This window comes from Marinoscillum sp., from assembly GCF_040222955.1.
Taxonomy (GTDB): domain Bacteria; phylum Bacteroidota; class Bacteroidia; order Cytophagales; family Cyclobacteriaceae; genus Marinoscillum.
In genome coordinates this window covers 45,909-66,645 of record NZ_JAVKCA010000007.1, presented here as the reverse complement: position 1 = coordinate 66,645, position 20,737 = coordinate 45,909, and the positions used below count along the sequence as shown (strand labels likewise).

Below are 20,737 nucleotides of genomic sequence, written 5' to 3'. Positions count from 1 at the left end.
CATTTGGGCTCATAAAAAGTTGATTAACAACAACTTAATATCTTTCTTCTAAAGTACTGATGAGCCCTTTATTTTAATAAGCCTGAATGCTGGACTTACCCGGCACATCCGGGGAGGGATAGGGCAGCATGTTTTACATTTAATATTTCTACAATTATGGCAAGATCACAAAATAGCTTTATCAAAAAACAGAAGGAGAAGAAAAAGCTCCAGAAGAAGAAGGAGAAGCAAGAGAAGAAAAAGGAACGTCAGGAAAATAATGACAAGGGGGGAACTTTGGATGATATGATTGTCTATGTAGATGAGTTTGGCAACTTCAGTGACGAGCCACCAGAGCCGCCAAAGGCCAAAGACAAAAAGAAAGATGAGAAGAAGGACGAAAAGAAAGATGAAAACCAATAAATAACCCTTCTAAAAGTAAAAGGCCATTCTAAAATTGTTAGAATGGCCTTTTTTTATTCCATGCCACTATGTTTAAATCAGTTCGGCAGCACGTTTGCTTTCCAGGTACTCATCATAGGTTCCAAGTTTATCTATGAACCCATTCGGTGAGATCTCTATGATACGATCAGCGATGGTTTGCGTAAACGTGTGGTCATGAGAAGTGAATAGGAGTGTGCCCGGAAAATCCTTCAAGGAATTATTGAGCGCTGTGATGGATTCCAAATCCAGGTGATTCGTAGGATCATCCAAGACCATTACATTGGCTTCCTGCAGCATCATGCGGCTGAGCATACACCTCACTTTTTCACCTCCCGAGAGTACATTACATTTTTTCAGTGTTTCCTGACCTGAAAAGAGCATTTTACCGAGGAACCCGCGGATGTATACTTCATCCTTTTCTCCTGGAGAGAACTCTCTCAACCAGTCGATCAAATTTTCATCACTTTTGAAAAACTCGGCATTTTCGTTGGGTAAATAGGCGGTTGTCACCGTTTGACCAAACTTAAAAGTACCAGAGTCCGCTTTGGCTTCTCCCATCAAGATTTTAAAAAGGGTAGTGAGCGCAAGAGTATTGTCACCAACAAAGGCGATTTTCTCCCCTTTGTTTACAAAAAGATCAAAATCCTTGAAGAGTGTGTTTCCATCAATGCTCTTGGTAAGCCCCTTGATTTCCAAAATCTGATCGCCGGCCTCACGACTTTGGTTGAAGATGATTGCCGGATATTTTCTATTGGAAGGCTGAATATCGTCCACATTGATCTTTTCAAGCAGTTTCTTTCTGGAGGTAGCCTGCTTGGATTTAGACGCATTGGCGCTGAAGCGGGCAATAAACTCCTGCAATTCCTTCTTCTTTTCCTCTGCTTTCTTATTGGCTGAAGACCGTTGGGTCAATGCCAACTGACTGGACTCGTACCAGAAGGTGTAATTTCCTGTATAAATTTTAATCGCCCCAAAGTCCACATCGGCGATGTGCGTACATACTGTATCCAGAAAGTGTCTGTCGTGAGATACAACGATCACCGTATTTTTAAAATCTAACAAATAGTTTTCCAACCACTCGATGGTTTTCAGGTCCAGGTCGTTGGTTGGCTCATCCAGAATCAGGATGTCAGGGTTGCCAAAAAGGGCCTGAGCCAGCAATACCCTTACTTTCTGCTGATTACTCAACTCGCCCATGATCCGGTAGTGGTCAGCTTCCACAATACCCAGGCCACTCAGTAGGGCTGCGGCATCAGACTCAGCATTCCATCCATCCATCTCAGCAAATGCCGCTTCCAGGTCAGAAACCCTGTTGCCATCGGCTTCTGAAAAATCAGGTTTCGAATACAGGGCTTCCTTCTCCTTCATGTTGGCCCAAAGCTTGTCATGGCCCATCATCACGGTATCTAACACCTGAAATTCATCATACTCAAAGTGATTCTGCTTGAGCACAGCCATACGCTTTTCAGGCTCTATATGTACAGATCCTGAATTGGGTGAAATCTCTCCGGAGAGAATCTTAAGAAAAGTGGATTTACCAGCACCATTAGCTCCAATTATGCCATAGCAGTTACCGCCAGTGAATTTTACGTTTACTTCATCAAAAAGAACCCTTTTGCCGTACTGAAGTGATATATTTTGAGTTGAAATCATATGCTCCCTTGGTTTTCGAGGTGCAAAAGTAAAGATTCTACCAGCCAAAAACTAAATTTAACGGTATTCCTGAAATTAATTTGAATGTCCAATGAGAGTGGTGGGAAGGCCTCTTTTGGCGGTTTGGGCCGTGAATTGGGCCTTTTTGGTGTGGAAGTGTTAGTTACCTTCTTTAACCCACCTTCAAGAATGTTTTAAATAAAGAGGGCTTCTAATAAATTAAACTATATCTTTGCCTCGTAAAGCAGGAGTAAACCTTTACGTATTAAATCCACACGATTCAATATTTGATCCTTACACCTTCCTTATCGCTCATTTTAGTTGAAAATTGAGCATTCAAACAAGAAACATTACAATTAATAATAATCTAGTACAATGCAAGAAGGAACAGTAAAATTCTTTAATAACTCCAAAGGTTTTGGTTTTATTAAACCAAATGACTCAAGTGAAGACATCTTTGTTCACGAGAGTGGCCTTGTGGATGATATCCGTGAGAATGACAAAGTAAAATTTGATGTAGAAAAAGGAAGAAAAGGAATGAATGCAGTCAACGTAGAGTTGGTTGACTAATTCTCCTCCGAATACATAAAAATGAAAGCCATTGATTCGTCAATGGCTTTTTTTTGTGCCTTATTTTCTAACCGGGGTTTTGATTTGAGTGTGTATACTCAAAGACTCAAACGAAATTCAACTGATAGGGGCTATGCTGATTAATTGGATTTGTAGAAGTTGCCTTTTCGATATGCTTCTGAAAGCGCTGCAGGTATTTCAGATTCGGCCTCTATCACCTGAGCACGTGCTTCTTGTATTTTGGCAAGCATCTCATGTTCCAGCGCCACGGCCATGGCCCTTCTTTCTTCCGCTTTGGCATTGGCAATGACCAGGTCTGCCTGCGCCTGATCAATCTGGAGAATCGCGCCAATATTCCTACCAATGTTGATGTCAGCAATGTCGATGGATAGGATCTCGAAGGCTGTACCCGCATCCAGCCCATTGGCCAATACTCTTTTTGAGATTTCCTCCGGCTTTTCCAGTACTTCCATGTAGTTCGTAGCTTCACCAATTCGGGAAATGATCCCCTGGCCAACCCTTGCCTGTATGGTTTCCTCACCGGCACCACCCACCAATTGCTGAAGGTTGGTTCGCACGGTCACTCTGGCCTCAGCGATTAGCTGGATACCGTCCACTGAGACTCCCGTGATGGCAGGTACAACTATGATATAGGGTGTGACCGATACCTGAACGGCCTCCAATACATCTCTGCCCGCCAGGTCAATGGCTGTGGCTTGTTGGAAATTCATATTGAGATTGGCCTTGTCAGCCACTATCAGTGCCTTAATAACTTTCATAAGGTTGCCGTGGGCCAAGAAATGGGTTTCCAGTTTGGCCGTGTCCACGTCTTTGATACCGGCTTTGGTGGCAAGAATCAGAGACTTCACAATGAGCGCGGGAGGTACTTTCCTGAAGCGCATGAATACCAGATCGAGGAGATTGACCTGAACCCCGGAGAAAATGGCACTAATCCAAAGACTGATGGGGAAGATGAAAGTAAAGAACCACAAACCTGCCAATACGGCACCAATGATAATAAGGGTAGTAACAGGCATAAATAAGGTCCGTAATGGTTTACCGTGTAATGTAGACTTTACCCGGGTTAGTTTAGTGAATAGGCAGGTAAATATTATCCATTTCTCTGAGCCTCAAAAGTCAGAAGCTACCTCGGTAACTGTTTTTTGATTAAAAGATGGAAGCCCAAATATCAACCTGAAATATATTTGGGCAAGACATGTGTGCTCATCCTCTGGTCATCTCTTTGGTAAAGAATGAAAACGGAGCCCTAAACTGTAATAACACGCTATCTTTGCAGCTTTCGCATTGATATGAAGTTTGAAGACTACCGCATCGGGGATGCACTTAAAAGAAGCATTAAGGAGTTGGGTTATAAGAAGCCAACAGACATACAGTTCAGAACCATTCCAGCGGTGCTGAAAGGGGAGGATGTGCTGGCCATTGCTCAGACTGGCACCGGGAAGACTGCTGCTTTTGCCATTCCTGTCATAAGTATGATTGATGAGCGGAAATCCAGCAAACGTAGTGAGCGGGTGAGCTGCCTGGTAATGGCACCTACTCACGAGCTGGCCCTTCAGATCACCAGTGCCTTTGACACTTTGGGTAAGTTTACGAAGGTGAAAACCCTTTGCGTGCATGGTGGAGTCGAACAGGATTCACAAATAACACAGCTGGGCAAGGGCGTGGATGTGGTAGTGGCAACTCCTGGTCGAATGTTTGACCTGGTCAGTCAGGGGGCATTGGTGCTCAAAGATGTGGATACGCTCATTCTGGATGAAGCAGATCATATGCTTGATTTGGGATTTATCAAGGACATTAGGGACCTTATGCAGCACCTGCCGAAGAAACGTCAGACCCTGTTTTTCTCCGCCACCATCAACCCTGAGATCAAAAAACTAGCTTATTCATTAGTGACCAATGCCATACGTATACAGGTATCCCCAAAGGACCCTGTGGCTAAGAACATTGAACACGCGGTAGGTTTTATCGAAATGGATGACAAGCGTTTCTTTCTGGAAGGGTTTATCAATAATCACCCCGAGAGTAAGCTGTTGGTTTTTGTTCGTACAAAGGTCCGAGCCGAGCGAGTGAAGAAAGCTCTGGAGCGGGTGGGACTGGAGTCAGATACCATTCACAGTGACAAAGAGCAAAAAGAGCGCGATCAGGCCATGAAGAAGTTCCGTAGTGGGGAATTAAAGGTGCTCATCGCTACAGATATCTCGGCTCGTGGCATTGACATTCCTAATGTGGAGTTTGTGGTGAACTATGACCTCCCTGAATCATCCGAAAACTATGTGCACAGGGTAGGAAGAACCGGACGCGGCACCCAAAAGGGACAGGCCATTTCCTTTTGCAGCACCGAGGAGAAAGCCGTGCTGAAGGAAATCGAAGAGAATCTGGGTAAACCCATCCAACGAATTGAAATCACCAAAGGGGAGTATAAGAATACCATGGATTTCTCTAAAGAGAACGCCTATGATGTGCAATCCCTCATCAGAGAAGCGGAAGCATTTGAGCAGAACCGGAAGAAAAAGAAGAAAAACAAGCGATAAAAAAACGCCCTGCGATTGTGTCACAGGGCGCATGTTTTTATAAGGGCCCGAATCAGCCTTTCTTACTGGCTTTTTTTTCTCGCTTCTCAGCTTTCTTCTCCTTAGGAGTTTTGGCCGGTTCCTTTTTTACGCTCTTCTTGGCGTCTTGAGATTTGGACATGGTCGTGTTTTTAAGGTTCAAGTCCCGTCAACTTTACGGGCGAATGCAATAACGACATTTTTGATATTTGGTTGAAGCAAATGACCGAATATTTCCTTCAAAACTCCACTTCACCCGCACAGATCAGGTCTATTGCTCTGCTCAAGGCCTCTGTTCTTTTAAGTACTTCAAGCAGGTATGTATAATCAGAAAACTCCTTAGGGCCCATCACCTGACCCTGATAGCCATGCAGCCACTTTTGAGCGGGGTATATCGTTCCAAGTTTAAAATTCCATACTCCCTCCGTTACATCATTAATCAGGGGTTCCTGGTTGATGTAAATGGCCCTCTTCCTGTATTCACACTTCCCGATCAATACATTTTTTTCAAAGCGGTATCCTGAAGAACTATTGACACTTTCGTGTGTATGCAATAATCTTAACTGGTTGCCCACATGGCTCATTTTCCAGAAGAACTGCACATCGGGTGGTGCTGGTATCGAGAAATTCTGAGTAAGAAAATCATTAAATTCATGCTTAAAAACATCGCTGAACACCATGGCGTAGCCATAATCGATCAGATCAGCAGTGCGAAATGAAGTTCTGAATTCAGGCCGTACTTCGTAACTGTCCGCAAAGCACACCTCGTGGCTGGAGGGCTCAGGGTTGTAAGTGAGATGGAGTTTACCGGAGAGTAGATTTCCAACAGCATGAGTGTGCTGACCACCCGACAGGTTATTCACTGAGGCTCTGTGAAGAAGTGGTTGCACCTGTTGTCGAATCGTGGCGCGCATCGAATCACCAGGATCAAACCAATCGATTTCAGAAGAGTATCCCCACAGTGTTTTCATACACCAAAGATAATGTGTATGAGCAGATGCCGGTTTATGCGAGCTCTCTCAAATCCACAGGCACGACCCTCGATACACCCTGTTCTATCATTGTGATTCCGTAGATCACATCTGTGCTGGCCATGGTTCGCTTGTTGTGCGTGACGATGATAAACTGTGAGTCCTTTGAAAACTCCCGAATGATTTGGTTGAATTTATCAATGTTGGCATCATCCAGTGGTGCATCCACCTCATCGAAAATACAGAAGGGTGCAGGCTTTAGGAGGTAAATGGCAAAAAGGAGTGAGGTGGCCGTTAGTGTCTTTTCTCCGCCGGAGAGCTGATTGATCGTAAGGGGTCGCTTACCTTTTGGCTTGGCCATGATCTCAATGGAAGATTCCAGCGGATTATCAGGGTCGGTCAGTTTAAGCTCACAGTCATCCTCTTCTGTGAAGAGCGTGCGGAACACCTTGATAAAGTTGTCCCGAATCTTATTGAAAGCATCAAGAAAGGTCACTCTGGCCACCTCATCAATCTCACCAATGGTGGTGAGGAGCGATTCTTTGGCTTTGATGAGATCTTCCTTTTGTTCGGAAATAAAGTCGTGACGGGTTTTGATCTCTTCGTAGGCCTCCATGGCCATGGGGTTGATCGGCCCCATATTCTCCAGGCGGTTCTTCATTTTATCCACCCGCTCACGAAGATCCTCCAGAGGCTGACTGAGGAGCTCTTCATTATCAAACAGCTCAACCTGCTTCATGTCCAGGTTAAATTCTACTGAGAGTCGGTCTTTGATGGAATTAAGCTGTATTTTGGTTTCATTCAGCTTATTCTGCCACTCCATCAGCACCTGATCTGCAGATTCTCGCATGCGCTGGATTTCACGTACATTTTTTTCCGCTTCGTCTATGGCATTGCGCACGGCATAGTAGTCCTTTTCAGCTTCATTGACTCCCACTTCAATGGACTCTTTTTCTTCATACATAGCCACCAGATCGTCATCGCTTTCTTCTGACTTTTTCACCAGTTCATTCAGATCCTGGGTAGCTTTCTGGAGCTCCTCAGTGTTCTGCTCTATTCTGGCAGAGCTACTAATGAAGGTCTCATCCTTATGACTGATTTCCTGAGTGATGCTATTTACCTTGTTTTGCTGACGGTGATAGAGGACATTTTCCTCATTATAAGCAGACGACTTCTGCGTCAACAATTCATTCAATTCGTTGAGTTCTTCGCGCTTATTCACCACCTGCATTTCCAACTCTGACAGGATACCTGCCGACTGATCAAATTCGGGTCTAAGGCTTTCTATTTCACTGCCCAGGGTTTCTATCCGCTCCTCTATGTCTTCTCTCTTGGTCTCGTTGGAGTTAAGGAGGTTACTATATTGCTCCTGCTTTGTCTGGATAGAAACAAAGGTTTCATTGATCCGGTTGAGTTCCCCCCGCAGCTCCTCCAGAAGACTGGTCTGAGTAGATTTCTTCAGTTGCTCCAGCTCATTCAGTTGCTCATTGAGGTTGGATTTTGCCTGCTCCTGTTTCTTGGTCAGGATTTTAATTTCTGAAGCTAATTTCTCCAGGTTTTTAGCCCTCCCAATACGCTTTCCCTCAAAGAGTCCAACAGAACCACCTGACATGGAGAATTTTCTCTTGGTAATCTTTCCGCTCTTATCTACAAAAACAACATCATCATCCTCGGTGGTAGGTGCTTCGTTTTCATAGATGTACACATTGTCCAGGAGGTGGGCGATCAGTTTTCGGTACTTCTCGTCGTACTCCACCACCTCTGTGGCAGGACGGGTATTGGCAAAGATGTGCGCCGAATTGGCGTGATATTTTTCCAGCTGATCCAGCACGAAAAAATGAGCCCTTCCTCTGGCTGAGTCACTCAGCAGGTTCACGGCTTTGAGGGCATCCTCCCGGGTTTCCACCACATAGTAGTTCATGTAGGGTTCCAGGAAATTTTCGATACTGATTCTGTATTCCTCAGGACAGGCAATGACATCCGAAAGGAGCGGGGCGTTTTTCCACTGGTTGCTCTTCTTCAGAAACTTGATGGCTTCCGGGAATCCCTCCAGGCTGTCCACAAGCGACTTGGTAAGGTTATACTCGTTTTGTCTGGAGTCCAGCTTTCTGTTGACCTGGGTAAGTTCTTCACGGATCAGGTCTATTCGCTGTTGATTAGACTCTATCTTATCTTTGAGGGCAGTTTCCTTTGCTTTGAGCGCCTGAAATTCCTCTGTTTTGTGCTCTTTCTCCTTCCGGATCTCAGCCAGTTTCTGATCAAAATCCTTCAGACTCTCTGATTGCTGAGAGGAGTCCTCTCTGGACCGGTTGAGCTCACTCTGAAGCGACTTTATCTGCACTTCTTTGATTTCCAGATCTTTGCCTACCTGATAAACCTGCTCTCGTTTAGTGTTGTACTGTTGATTGTACTCATTCAGTATTTCCTGAGCTTCCTGAGTTTTGGCCTTTTGCGCGTCATAGTCGGCCTGGAGCTGCTCCAGTTTGTTACTTATATCGGAGAGGATCTGTCGGGCCTGATCACTTTCTTTATCCAGACTTTTGAGCGAAAATGCAGCCCGCTCATTGCTTAGCTTATCCTGTGAAAGTTGCTCCTGCAGTTTTTCTATCTTATCCTGAAGATAACGCTGCCGCTCGTTCTTGATCTTCTTCTCACTCTCATAATTCCGGATTTTGCCCACATGCTCGTTGAGCGTCTTCTGTCGGGAGGAGAGGAGTTTTTCTTTCCCAATCAATTCAGCCTTCGTCTTCTCCAGATTGGCCTCCTTCTCGAGTAGCTGGGTGTTTAGGGAGTTTTTTCGGTCCGACTCTTCAGTGATTCGCTTTTCAATGCGTTCAAACACAGCATTCTGATCCCCAATGGATTTCTTGGCCAGGGCAATGCTGTACTGCTTGTATTCCTCTTTGATTTCATAGTACTTCTTAGCCTGACGAGCCTGTTTTTCCAGTGACTTAAGGTTCTTATCTATTTCGAAAAGCAAATCCTCTACACGATCCAGGTCAGCGTCAGTATCCTGAAGCTTACGCATGGTTTCCTTTTTCCTGATCTTAAATTTGGAAATACCTGCAGCTTCTTCAAAAAGGCTTCTTCGGGAGTTATCCTTATCATTCAGGAGGTCATCTACCATTTTCAGCTCTATAATAGCATAGGTATTGGAGGCAATTCCAGTGTCCAGAAACAAGTTGGTGATGTCCTTTAATCTACAGGGCACGTTATTGAGCAGGTATTCACTTTCGCCAGAACGGAAATAACGACGCGTAATCGTCACGTTTGAATACTCAGTAGGAATGAGATTTTTAGTGTTATTGAAAGTGAGAGAAACCTCTGCCAACTGGGTAGCTTTTCTTGCTTTGGTCCCGTTGAAAATTACATTCTCCATTTTGTCGGAGCGAAGCACGCGGGTTTTCTGCTCACCAAGCACCCATCTGATCGAATCCACTACGTTAGACTTTCCACATCCATTGGGTCCAACGATGCCTGTAATGCCCTCATCAAAATTAATGGTAACTTTATCAGCAAAACTCTTGAATCCCTTTATTTCTAAACGTGTTAATTGCATGAAGTGCTTGTGATGTTAAGCTCGAATGAAGCTAACAAATTTAGAATTAATTTTATATTTTACGACGTATATGGATGATATTCAATTCTGGCTTTACCTCGCTTTTGCTGCGATATATTTCATCACACGGATGATGAAAAAGAAGAACGCTCCTGAGCCCACACAAGGGGATGAAAGAGAACCAGTGCATACCGAAAGGCGCACCAAACCGGTTTCTTTTGAGGATCTTTTGAAAGAGTTTACAGAGGGCAAACAAGAACCGGAGCGGGAAGTGCCTGAGCCTGTAGAGGCGCGGCAACTGGTCCAAGAGCGGGAGTGGGTGGAGCAACAAAAACCGAAGGAGTTCGAAGAAGGCCGCACCCGCAGGTTTGCAGATGAGGAGAGCCGACGCGTCTATCAGGAGTCCATAAAATTGGCTGAAGGAGCTAATCTGGAGTTTAAACGTGATGAGCACTTCAAATCCAAAATGCAACGTGAGCAGGATGAGGGCGATGGGCAGTCTCTGGGTGCCGATATAAAATCGATGCTTCAGGATACCAACTCCGCCAAGAAAGCGGTGATCCTGAGCGAAATACTCAACCGAAAGTACTGAAAGTTAAAATCCCAAATAAAAAAAGCCCTTCAGGAATTTCCTGAAGGGCTTTTGCTTTTATGACCGCTTCGCTACAGCCACATAATCTCTTTCGTTTTCTCCGACATACACTTGTCTGGGTCTTCCGATTGGTTCTTTGTTCTCTCGCATTTCTTTCCACTGAGCAATCCAACCCGGGAGCCTGCCAAGGGCAAACATTACGGTAAACATCTCCGCCGGGATTCCAAGTGCTCTATAGATAATACCGGAGTAGAAGTCAACGTTAGGATAAAGCTTTCTGTCCACGAAGTATTGATCCTCCAACGCCTCTCTTTCCAGGCCTTTGGCGATATCCAATACCGGATCATTCACACCCAACTTCTCCAATACATCATCCGCAGCTTTTTTGATGATTTTAGCACGCGGGTCAAAATTCTTATAAACTCTGTGACCAAATCCCATCAAACGGAAAGGATCATCCTTGTCTTTGGCTTTGGCCATCCATTTCTTGGTATCGCCACCGTCTGCCTTAATGGCTTCCAGCATTTCAATTACTGCAGTGTTGGCACCACCATGAAGAGGGCCCCAGAGTGCATTGATGCCGGCAGAAAGCGAAGCATAAAGGCTGGCCTGAGAACTTCCAACAATCCGAACAGTAGAAGCCGAACAGTTTTGCTCGTGATCAGCGTGCAGGATGAGTAATTTATCTAAAGCTTTTACGACCACAGGATCCACGTTGTATTCCTCGGTAGGCAGCCCAAACATCATTTTCATGAAGTTGGCACAATAATCAAGTCGGTTATCCGGATAAACCACCGGATGCCCCATTTGATTTTTGTAAGACCATGCCGCAAAAGTTGGCATCTTGGCGATAATTCTGATAATGCTAAGATTCACATCATCACCGGACCTGTTCGGATCCAGACTCTGAGGATAAAAAGCAGTCAATGAAGTCACCAAAGAGGATAGAACGCCCATTGGGTGCGCAGTAGAAGGGAAACCATCTAAGAGTTTCTTAATGTCTTCATGCACCAGCGTATGGTTGGTGATTTGAGATTTGAAGGCCTCGAATTGGGAAGCTTCAGGCAAACTTCCGTAGATCAACAAATACGCGACCTCCAAAAAGGTGGAGTGCTCAGCCAGCTGCTCGATGGGGTATCCACGATACCTCAGGATTCCTTTTTCACCATCCAGAAAAGTAATGGCACTTTTCGTGGATCCGGTGTTTTTGAAACCCGGGTCAATGGTAATGATACCTGATTCACCTCTTAGTTTACTAATATCAATTGCTTTTTCGTTCTCGGTTCCTTCAATAAGAGGCAGCTCATAACTTTTACCATCTACTTTGATTTCGGCTGTATTCGACATCTGCTTGCGTGTTTATTAATTGCTAGAATTTACTCTAAAATAATTATTTATCCTCATTTAACTCCTGACGGCACTGACTGTTTGGCGAAAATTAATTCCCGCCTAAAATTAATGGAAGACCTTCTTTTCCACTACCAATCACGATAACTTTTGAGTTGGCGGAAGTAGAAATATCAATAGTGGCTTCAATGCCTCTCATTTTCAATAACTCATCTGTCAAACTGCTATTGATGATCTTGTTGGCCACGGCCTCACCTTCAGCAGCAATCCGCTTTCTTTCGGCTTCACTTTTTTCTTTGTCCAACCTGAACTGGTAGGCAAGGGCCTCTTGTTCCTGCTTCAACTTATTCTCAATGGCTAATCTGATTTGCTCAGGAAGTTTGATGGATCTGATGAGCAAAGCCCTCATTTCAATGTTATTTCCAGGAGCACCCAAGATGGCATCCGTTTCGGTTTTTATTGAGCCCTCTACTTCAGGTCTCTTGGTGGAGTAGATTTCTTCGGCAGTGTACCTACCCATCACTTGTCTTACAGTGGACCTCACTTCAGGAATGACCAGGCGACGTATGTAATCCAATCTGAATGTTTCATAAATTTCTCCAATGCTATCGTATACCGGGTGAAACCTCACAGTGATATCAACATTGATGTTCAGACCATTTTTATCCAGAACATCCATGGTTTCCTCTATCTGATTTTCAGTTACATCATAGATGTAGGCATCACTCCAGGGCACCTTAGCATGAAAGCCCGGTCCGATAATGTTTGACTTGTCCAGTTCACCTGTCAATGTGTTGAAAATGACTGCTCTTTCTCCAGACTTTACTTTATAAATTATACTGTTGGAAATGGTCAGTAAAACAATAAGAACGATTGCTGTGACTATAATAAGGGGTAGGTACTTGCGATTATCCATTTTGTGGTTTTTGGTATAAATGAAACGTAAAGTTAATACGGGGAAGCTTATCTATTGGCGAATACCAAGATCTAAAGTTAAATTATTGATTTTTCAAATTATTTTAATTTTCATTGCAAAATATCATGTAATTTGCATCATTTCATAAAAATAATAACAATGAAAGCCACGCTGAACCTATTGAAGGAAACTTTGGGGAAACCATATGAGGATTTAGAGTACCTGCTGAATGCATTAAAAGAGATTTTGTTGGAAAATGGAGAGGAAGCCATGGCTTCACAGATTCCCTGGATCAATGATATCCCGGAACTTGCCTCTCAGGAACTAACGGAGAAGCACATACAGCTTTACTCACTTGTTTTTCAGCTGGTCAACATGGTGGAGATTAATGGTGCAGTTCAGCATAGAAGAAGCCTGGAAGATCAGGATTTGGCTTCTGTGAACGGTCTGTGGGCCAACAATCTACAAAAGCTAAAGTCGCACAACATCGACGAAAGGGATATTGCCATACGCCTGAAAGACATCCGGGTGGAGCCTGTACTCACCGCTCACCCGACAGAGGCCAAAAGGGCTACCGTATTGGAGCATCATAGGGAACTATACCTACTGATGGTGAACAGGGAAAACTCCATGTATACCAGGAAAGAGATTGCCAATATCCGCCACAACATCAAGCAGACACTCTACAGGCTGTGGAAGACGGGGGAGATTTTTCTGGAGAAGCCGGATGTGCAGTCTGAGCTGCGAAACATTATGCACTACCTCATCAATGTATTCCCGGAGGTAATCCCGGTGATGGATCGCAGAATGATTCAGGCATGGGAAGATCAGGGCTTTAACGCTCAAACCATCTATGAGCTCAATGCGTGGCCAAAGCTGTCCTTTGGCGACTGGGTGGGCGGAGACCGTGATGGTCACCCACTGGTCACGGAGCAGGTGACCGAGGAAACACTTAAATCGCTCAGACTCAATGCAATCGTGGTGATCAGAAGAAAGCTTACTGATCTCGTAAGGCATCTGAGTTTTACAGCTGAAATGGATGAGGTCAATGCTGATCTGAAAAAACGAATGCTTCAGATTCAGTCGGAACTCGGCTCCAGAGGGGATGAGGCTTTTTCGAGAAACAGGGGCGAGGCCTTCCGGCAATTTGTGAATGTGCTCATCACCAAACTACCGGTAGACACCCGACGTGGCCATGCCACCGAGATCATGGAGTACCCCGGATGTTATGTGGAATCCAAAGAACTTTTGAATGATTTAAAGTTACTTCAAAAGGCAATGATTGAATATGGCTCTAAATCAATAGCTTATGATGACATTCATACAGCGATCAGGAGTGTAGAGACCTTTGGTTTTCATCTGGCCAAAGTGGATGTGAGACAAAATAGCGCTTTCCACGACAAGGCCATGCAGCAGCTGCTGGAGGCCGCTGGCTTTGAGAAAACCAATTACCCTGAGTGGAGTGAAGAGGAGAGAATCGAGTTCATCAATCAGGAGTTGAAATCCAACCGGCCTTTTACTCATCAAAAAATCAAATTGGGCCCCAATGCAGAGGCTGTGGTCAACTGTTACAGGGTATTGGAGAGTCATATATCAAAATACGGTACTGATTCCATAGGATCGCTGATCGTAAGTATGACGCGGAGCGTTTCAGATTTGCTACTGGTATACCTTCTGGCCAGGGAAGCAGGCCTTACCAGGCAGACCAAGGAAGGCCTGGTGTCTGAGCTGCCCGTGGTACCGCTTTTGGAGACCATTGAAGACCTGGAAAATGGTCCGGATATTATGAGAGGTTTTTTACAACACCCGTTTACCCAGCGCAGCCTGAATCACTTCAAGCAAAAAGAAGAACTGGACAAACCTGTGCAACAGGTAATGGTGGGCTATAGCGACAGCAACAAAGATGGAGGGATCATGGCAAGCCAATGGAACCTTTATAAAGCACAATCCAGGTTATATGAAACTGGAAAGAACTTCGATGTAAAAATCAGGTTTTTCCATGGGAAAGGCGGTTCCATTAGCCGTGGAGCTGGCCCTACGCACTATTTTATCAATTCACTGCCGCATTCCAGTATTGGAGGAGATTTGAGGCTGACCGAACAGGGAGAAACCATAGCACAGAAATATGCTAACAAGGTGAATGCTGAGTATAACATTGAACTATTGATGGCCAGTACGGCTGCCACAGCCATACTCAGTCAATTTACAGAGCGCAAGCCACATCCGTTGGCTCATGTACTACAGCGGCTGGCAGACGATAGCAAAAAGCACTACGAGAACCTCATGCGTGAGGAAGGGTTTATTCCGTACTTCAGAGAAGCCACCCCGATTGATGCTATTGAAACCAGCAAGATAGGGTCCAGGCCGGCCAAAAGAACCGGAGCTAATTCTCTGGAAGATCTCCGGGCCATTCCCTGGGTGTTTTCATGGAGCCAGTCGCGCTACAACATGACCAGCTGGTACGGTCTGGGTACTGCCCTGAGTGAGCTGAGAGACAAAGACAATAAGGCTTATGAAGAGTTCAAAAAGGTGCTGGTCTATGATCCGTTTATCAGGTACGTACTCACCAATGTGGATACCAGTCTGGCCGCCACTGATGAAGAAGTGATGACTGAATACGCGTCACTCGTTAGCGACACCAAGCTCAGAGAGAAATTCCTGGGTCTTTTCCTTGGAGAATTGGCCCTCACCAGAGAGATGCTTATGGATCTGCTCGGACAGGACATCGAGAAACGAAGAAAAAACCACTATTACTCTAATCAGCTCCGTGCTTCCCTCATGATGTACCTGCATAAGCGTCAGGTGAAGTTGCTGGCCAAGTGGAGAAAGGAAAAGGCTGCCAACGATCCCGCAGCGGAGATCACTCAGACTCAGCTCATGCTCACCATCAATGGCATAGCATCAGCTATGAGAAATACAGGTTGATCAAATAAAAACAAAGGATAACAGGAAAGCGCCACAGGAATGTGGCGCTTTTTTTTGAGGCCATCGATACGTTTCAGTCAAAAAGAACAGCGAGCTAACATGAGGTAATCGTAAAACTCACCAGGTTTTTTTACCCTCAGAATTATCGTTCACATCCTCATTTTGCCACCCATCAAAATTTCAAACCTCCGTTCCAACGGATTGATTTCAACGCGTGTTTTTGTCTGTTTAAACAACCATAATTTAATCCAATATGAAACACGTATGCATGATTTTTCTTTTCACCATTTTATGCAGCCATTACAACTTAATATACGGGCAAAATCCTTTTGACCAGCATCGGGAATACCCGGTTCCGATTACTCAAAGCCAATTCGGTTCGCAAATTCCTTCGAATGCTCAAGCGGAACCCAAGACTACTCATTCATCTTTTGGCGCGCAAAATTCCGGGAGTAAGGGTTCAACTTCAGCGCATTGGAACCCTTTTCAATCGGCTGATTCCTCTCCGCAAGTCAGAACCTGCTTCACTGTAGAAAACGAGCAGAAGTTGAGGGAAAAGTATTCCGGAAGATTGTCTACAGAGGATTTTGAAGAGCGGCTTTCCAGGCAGCTGAACGTGACCAGAATGTCTTCTGATCCGGAGACTATTTATAGAATCCCGACCATCGTTCACGTGGTTCACAGTGGTGAGCCCCGTGGTATCGGATCAAATATCAGTCAGGAGCAGATTATGTCCCAGTTTGACGTACTCAATGAAGATTTCAGAAGATTAGGTGCGGGATTCAACGAACACCCTGATGGGGCTGACATCCATATAGAGTTTGTACCCGTGCTGACGGACCCTTACGGCCACCTTCTGGAGGAGCCGGGGATTGATCGCATTACTGGCTATAATTCCACTTATGATTATACTACGATTGAGGAAGAGTTGAAGCCTAATACCCAATGGGATCCTTATCGATACTTTAATATTTGGGTGCTCAACTTCGGGAACTCAGGGTTACTTGGATATGCTCAGTTTCCCAACTTATCAGGACTGGACGGTCTTCCTGAAGATGGATTTGATTTTACCGATGGTATTGTGATTGGGTACCAGTTTTTTGGAAGAACAGGCGAGGTATCAGCTCCTTTTGATCAGGGGAGGACTACCACTCATGAGGTGGGCCACTGGCTCGGTCTTCGACATATATGGGGAGATGGGGATTGCAATGCGGATGATTATTGTGAAGATACTCCAGCTGCCGATGGCCCCAACCGCTCCTGTCAGGTCAGAGACAGCTGTCCCGGAGGAGCTTCGGACATGATCGAAAATTACATGGATTACAGCACCGATGGCTGTATGAATATCTTTACCAATGATCAGCGCTGGCGCATGCGTACGGTTTTAGAAATGAGCCCAATGCGAAATGCCTTGTTGGTTTGCCAGCTTGCACCTCCGGCCATCGCCGGAAACAACACCGCAGAAATGCCACTTTCCTGGTATCAGTATACTGCAGCTGATCAGGAGGTGATCACTGTTTCTTCATTGGGAGCCTCCGTTGATACGAAGCTGTCGCTGTTCAGGGAATGTCAAACACATCCGATAAATGTAAGTGATGATGCCTATGGCACGCTACAATCGGAGCTTTCTATGGCACTCGAAGCTGGGGAAACCATTAGAATCCTTTGGGAGAACAGACAGTGGGATCCTTTCACATGGCAGCTGTCTACCGACACCCCGGAGGAAGGAGCTGCCTGTGGGGTGGCTGCTGTGGCGATAGAAGGCACCAACACACTTCCGGCAACTTCATTGGGTACTTACTGGTACCAGTTTAGTCCCGATATGGATCATCAAAAGATCACTATCTCAGGAGGTAACCTGGATGTCAATGTGTACGGAAATGACTGTAACCAGCTCAATTTGATGAAGGGAGGAAAGGGCACACTGACAGTGTTTGATGTAAGTGCTGATGAAAGTCTCTTTATTTCATTTGAACCTCAGGGCGGAAATACAGAATGGACACTTAGCACTGCGTCTATCAGGAGCGGTGAAGCCTGCAGCGAAGCAATTGCTGCTGTAGAGGGGCCAAACATTATTCCCTACGATGCACCTTTTGAATATTGGTACACCTTCACCATGCCTGCCACCGGGAACCTTACCTTGCGTGGAGAAGGCACAGATGAACCGGTCAGTTTAAAGTTGTTCAATGACTGTGATGGCTTTTTATTGAGCAGTGTCACAGGTACTGAAGTGGGACTGACTACCGCTTTACAAGGAGGAGAAACCGTCAAAATTGCATGGGAAAGTGCATCCCTGGCATCTGGGTATGAATGGACTCTCACCGCTTCACCATTCGAAAATGGTGAAGTATGTTCAGTTGCTAAGCAGGTGCAGGCAGGCCTCAATCATACGGATGCCGCACCGCAGTGGTTTGCCTTCACTACCACCAAATACAGCAATCTGATGATCAGTTCTATAGGTCTTACGGAGGTGAATACTCACCTGGTGATCAAGCAGGAATGTGATGGTCAGATTATAATGGACAATGACGAGGGGTATGATGCGAATTACGATTCTTATGATCAGGCTCAGCTCATTTTATATGGTGTGCCGGCAGGAGAGACCTTCTACATTCTATGGTCAGAGAAATGGTCCTACGAAGGATTTGACTGGATCATAGAAGAAATTGATCCTCTGCCAGGAGACAATTGCGCCACTGCTGTGCAAGCCAACGCAGGGACTAACACTGTAACAGTGGACAGGGAGCACTACTATTTTGGTCATCTGTTTTGGAATAAATATACCGTACCGGCAAATGGAAAGACCATTACAGCATTCAGCAGCAAGTCGGTGGAAATGGCCATTTTTGTGAATGATGACTGTCAGCTATTCAGCTGGGTGGGTAGCGGAAGTGGAAAGGGCAGAGCCATTGACCTTCCTGCAGGAACGGAGCTCGTGTTTATCTGGAGTTTAGATTACTTTGATGAAAGTTTTACCTGGGAACTTACCGTTGAAGACATCATGCCGGGTGATAATTGTGAACACACTATCACAGCAGTGACAGGGAGTAACACTTCGGAGACAGCTCCTGTTTGGTATAACTACAAAATGGCTGAAGACGGTAGTCTGAAGCTCACTTATGAGGGTGCCCATAGAGATGGGAGCCCCTTTGTAGCGATACTTGACGGGTGTACCAACGCTGACATTCTTTACAGTGGAGTGGGTGAGGCATTTATGTCGGGCCTTTCCAAGGGACAAGAAGTGCTCATCTTCTGGTCAATCGATTACCCGTTTCCGGGAGTGGAGTGGATGTTGGAGGAAATTCCTGTGAAGCAGGGTGATCAATGTGATGATCCACTAGTAGCCAGTTATGGGCTAAATCATGCGGAATATGCTTCCCAGTGGTTTACCTATACTGTGGAAACTCCCGGAAACTATACGATTTCATCCATGCCATTCACTTTCTCCAACACGCTGTTGTCAGTATATGACGGCTGTGATGGGAACCTGCTGGCCAGTAATGATAACATATTGGTATTGGAAGATTGGATTGAATACTTCCAAAGCAGGGTGATCCTTGAAAACCTGGAAGCAGGTCAAACTTTATTGATCAAATGGGACGGAGCCTACTCATACGAGGCTTTTGATTGGGAAATTGTCACAGATGAGCCCAGACAAGGAGATTCATGTGAAGATCCACTAGTAGCGGTGGAAGGTGTCAACAATGGTAAGAGACCAATGCCCGCGTGGTTTACTTTCACGATGCCCGTAACCACCTCATTTTCTGTGAGCTCAGTAGGTTATACTTCCACTGACACATATGTGGAAATCTATGACGCCTGTGATGGTGAATTGATCGCTTACAGTTATGATTACGGTGGTGACCCACAGAGCTTTGCATACCTCCCGGAACTGGAAGCCGGTACAACCGTCTACATCAGGTGGGCCAATAGCATGAACTCAGCCCAGTATTCCTTTGACTGGCGACTATTTGTGGGTGATCCGGAGCAGGGTATATTTTGTGAGTTCCCGTACCAGGCGCACGAGGGCATTAATACCGTACCGAACTATGTGAGTAATTTTTACTGGGTTTCTTACACGATGCCTGCAGCCGATAAAAAGCTTGTTATTTCCAGGTTGGAACCTTCGTCCGCACGTTACCGCACCATGGGGGTGAGTGCGGATTGCAGCACCTTGAACAGCTATGCGATCAGTGAAGACAGGGTAGAGGTGAAAGGCCTGGAGGCAGGAGAGGAAGTGATGATCTTTTTTGGTGAGCTGACAGATGGTACACGACCGGGGTTTGACTGGGAGTTGGAGATTGTGGAACTGGAAAGTGGTGATCACTGCGATAGCGCCATAGAGATACTTCCAGGCTTATACCGGTTTAAGGGCGCTCCGAAATGGTATGAATATACGCTGCCAAAAGCCGGTGATGTAACCCTGACATCTGTCGGTCTGGATAACGTATCGTATGCCAACTCATACATTGAAGTGTATGATGCCTGCGATGGGAACCTGCTTGCCGCGAACGATGATCCTGAGAACGGCTGGTTCCATCTGATGGCTGAGGTAACCATAGAGGATTTGGAAGCGGATCAGACACTCTTAATTAAGTGGGGTAGTGAGCCTTTTCAAACAGACTTCAACTGGATGCTGAGCGTGACGGCTGACAATGGAGCTCCTACACTTGAGGACAGCCACTTTTCCCTTTCAAGATTCACCAATGGGCATCTCGTGGGTAGTTTGTCAGCGGATGATCCTGATGGTGATGAGCTGATCTATCAGATCACCGATGGCAATGATGATGGCGCCTTTTCATTGTCCAGCGATGGGGAACTGAAGATCGCTGACGTCACTCAATTACCTGCGATAGGCGGAGAAAGGGTATTAACTGTGAGCGTATCTGATGGTGTAGCACAACCAGCTGAAGGTAGCGTCACAATAGACATGGTACTGGCTGTGGATGGTGAGCAGGTTGGCATAGAAGTATTCCCAAATCCGGCCACTGACAGGTTGTATTTGAGGCTGGCGGATCAGGTTCAAGTCTATGAAAGCTATTTCGTTGATTTGACAGGCAGGATCATTCAGGTCAACAAGGTGAAGGAAATGGAAATTCCTCTTAGCAGCTTTAAGGCTGGAGTCTATTTCTTGAAGCTCAATACCAGTCAGGGGCTGGTTGATTTCAGGGTAATCGTGAAATAACATAAGTAGGGATTATGATTATTGAA

At 45.4% G+C, this 20,737-nt stretch carries 12 protein-coding genes; 6 read left to right on the top strand and 6 right to left on the bottom strand.

The features are described 5' to 3' along the window. Window positions 1-156: 156 nt before the first annotated feature. Entirely contained in the window at window positions 157-402 is a 246-nt protein-coding gene (locus RIH33_RS02310; protein ID WP_406653403.1) for a cold-shock protein, read from the top strand. Between the two features lie 72 nt (window positions 403-474). On the opposite strand, the gene RIH33_RS02305 is transcribed toward RIH33_RS02310, so the two are convergent. After that, window positions 475-2,076, bottom strand: coding sequence for an ABC-F family ATP-binding cassette domain-containing protein (locus RIH33_RS02305; RefSeq protein ID WP_406653401.1), 1,602 nt, complete (start codon window positions 2,074-2,076; stop codon window positions 475-477). 375 nt (window positions 2,077-2,451) lie between these two features. Between RIH33_RS02305 and RIH33_RS02300 the strand changes: the two genes are divergently transcribed. Further along, a complete protein-coding gene (locus RIH33_RS02300) occupies window positions 2,452-2,646 on the top strand; it encodes a cold-shock protein (RefSeq protein ID WP_159579893.1) in 195 nt (64 codons plus the stop codon). Between the two features lie 140 nt (window positions 2,647-2,786). On the opposite strand, the gene floA is transcribed toward RIH33_RS02300, so the two are convergent. Then, complete coding sequence (floA, locus tag RIH33_RS02295; RefSeq protein ID WP_406653400.1) at window positions 2,787-3,683, bottom strand: flotillin-like protein FloA; 897 nt, start codon at window positions 3,681-3,683, stop codon at window positions 2,787-2,789. A 273-nt stretch (window positions 3,684-3,956) separates the two neighbouring features. Between floA and RIH33_RS02290 the strand changes: the two genes are divergently transcribed. Further along, a complete protein-coding gene (locus RIH33_RS02290; RefSeq protein WP_406653399.1) occupies window positions 3,957-5,198 on the top strand; it encodes a DEAD/DEAH box helicase in 1,242 nt (413 codons plus the stop codon). A gap of 257 nt (window positions 5,199-5,455) precedes the next feature. On the opposite strand, the gene RIH33_RS02285 is transcribed toward RIH33_RS02290, so the two are convergent. Both RIH33_RS02285 and smc read right to left on the bottom strand, forming a co-directional pair. Beyond that, window positions 5,456-6,187 carry a type ISP restriction/modification enzyme gene (locus RIH33_RS02285; RefSeq protein WP_406653397.1) on the bottom strand — a complete coding sequence of 244 codons (732 nt, stop codon included), beginning with the start codon at window positions 6,185-6,187 and terminating at the stop codon, window positions 5,456-5,458. 34 nt (window positions 6,188-6,221) lie between these two features. Further along, window positions 6,222-9,746 (bottom strand): chromosome segregation protein SMC, encoded by a 3,525-nt coding sequence (gene smc, locus RIH33_RS02280; RefSeq protein WP_406653395.1) that lies wholly within the window; start codon window positions 9,744-9,746, stop codon window positions 6,222-6,224. Between the two features lie 70 nt (window positions 9,747-9,816). On the opposite strand from smc, the gene RIH33_RS02275 reads away from it, so the two are divergent. After that, window positions 9,817-10,338 (top strand): hypothetical protein, encoded by a 522-nt coding sequence (locus RIH33_RS02275; protein ID WP_406653394.1) that lies wholly within the window; start codon window positions 9,817-9,819, stop codon window positions 10,336-10,338. Between the two features lie 57 nt (window positions 10,339-10,395). Here the strand turns inward: RIH33_RS02275 and RIH33_RS02270 are convergent, their stop codons facing one another. Both RIH33_RS02270 and RIH33_RS02265 read right to left on the bottom strand, forming a co-directional pair. Beyond that, window positions 10,396-11,685, bottom strand: coding sequence for a citrate synthase (locus tag RIH33_RS02270; RefSeq protein WP_406653392.1), 1,290 nt, complete (start codon window positions 11,683-11,685; stop codon window positions 10,396-10,398). Between the two features lie 91 nt (window positions 11,686-11,776). Next, a complete protein-coding gene (locus RIH33_RS02265) occupies window positions 11,777-12,601 on the bottom strand; it encodes a prohibitin family protein (RefSeq protein WP_406653390.1) in 825 nt (274 codons plus the stop codon). Window positions 12,602-12,760: 159 nt separating this feature from the next. Between RIH33_RS02265 and RIH33_RS02260 the strand changes: the two genes are divergently transcribed. Together RIH33_RS02260 and RIH33_RS02255 are read left to right on the top strand one after the other, a co-directional pair. Beyond that, window positions 12,761-15,526: a phosphoenolpyruvate carboxylase gene (locus RIH33_RS02260; protein WP_406653388.1), complete on the top strand. Its 2,766-nt coding sequence runs from the start codon at window positions 12,761-12,763 to the stop codon at window positions 15,524-15,526. 547 nt (window positions 15,527-16,073) lie between these two features. Next, entirely contained in the window at window positions 16,074-20,711 is a 4,638-nt protein-coding gene (locus RIH33_RS02255; RefSeq protein ID WP_406653386.1) for a M43 family zinc metalloprotease, read from the top strand. The last annotated feature ends 26 nt before the right edge of the window (window positions 20,712-20,737 follow it).

What these genes read in the sequence shown, in the direction of transcription:
- RIH33_RS02310 (WP_406653403.1), top strand. Translation starts at nt 157, where the DNA reads ATGGCAAGATCACAAAATAGCTTTATCAAAAAACAGAAGGAGAAGAAA.
- RIH33_RS02305 (WP_406653401.1), bottom strand. Translation starts at nt 2,076, where the DNA reads ATGATTTCAACTCAAAATATATCACTTCAGTACGGCAAAAGGGTTCTT.
- RIH33_RS02300 (WP_159579893.1), top strand. Translation starts at nt 2,452, where the DNA reads ATGCAAGAAGGAACAGTAAAATTCTTTAATAACTCCAAAGGTTTTGGT.
- floA (WP_406653400.1), bottom strand. Translation starts at nt 3,683, where the DNA reads ATGCCTGTTACTACCCTTATTATCATTGGTGCCGTATTGGCAGGTTTG.
- RIH33_RS02290 (WP_406653399.1), top strand. Translation starts at nt 3,957, where the DNA reads ATGAAGTTTGAAGACTACCGCATCGGGGATGCACTTAAAAGAAGCATT.
- RIH33_RS02285 (WP_406653397.1), bottom strand. Translation starts at nt 6,187, where the DNA reads ATGAAAACACTGTGGGGATACTCTTCTGAAATCGATTGGTTTGATCCT.
- smc (WP_406653395.1), bottom strand. Translation starts at nt 9,746, where the DNA reads ATGCAATTAACACGTTTAGAAATAAAGGGATTCAAGAGTTTTGCTGAT.
- RIH33_RS02275 (WP_406653394.1), top strand. Translation starts at nt 9,817, where the DNA reads ATGGATGATATTCAATTCTGGCTTTACCTCGCTTTTGCTGCGATATAT.
- RIH33_RS02270 (WP_406653392.1), bottom strand. Translation starts at nt 11,685, where the DNA reads ATGTCGAATACAGCCGAAATCAAAGTAGATGGTAAAAGTTATGAGCTG.
- RIH33_RS02265 (WP_406653390.1), bottom strand. Translation starts at nt 12,601, where the DNA reads ATGGATAATCGCAAGTACCTACCCCTTATTATAGTCACAGCAATCGTT.
- RIH33_RS02260 (WP_406653388.1), top strand. Translation starts at nt 12,761, where the DNA reads ATGAAAGCCACGCTGAACCTATTGAAGGAAACTTTGGGGAAACCATAT.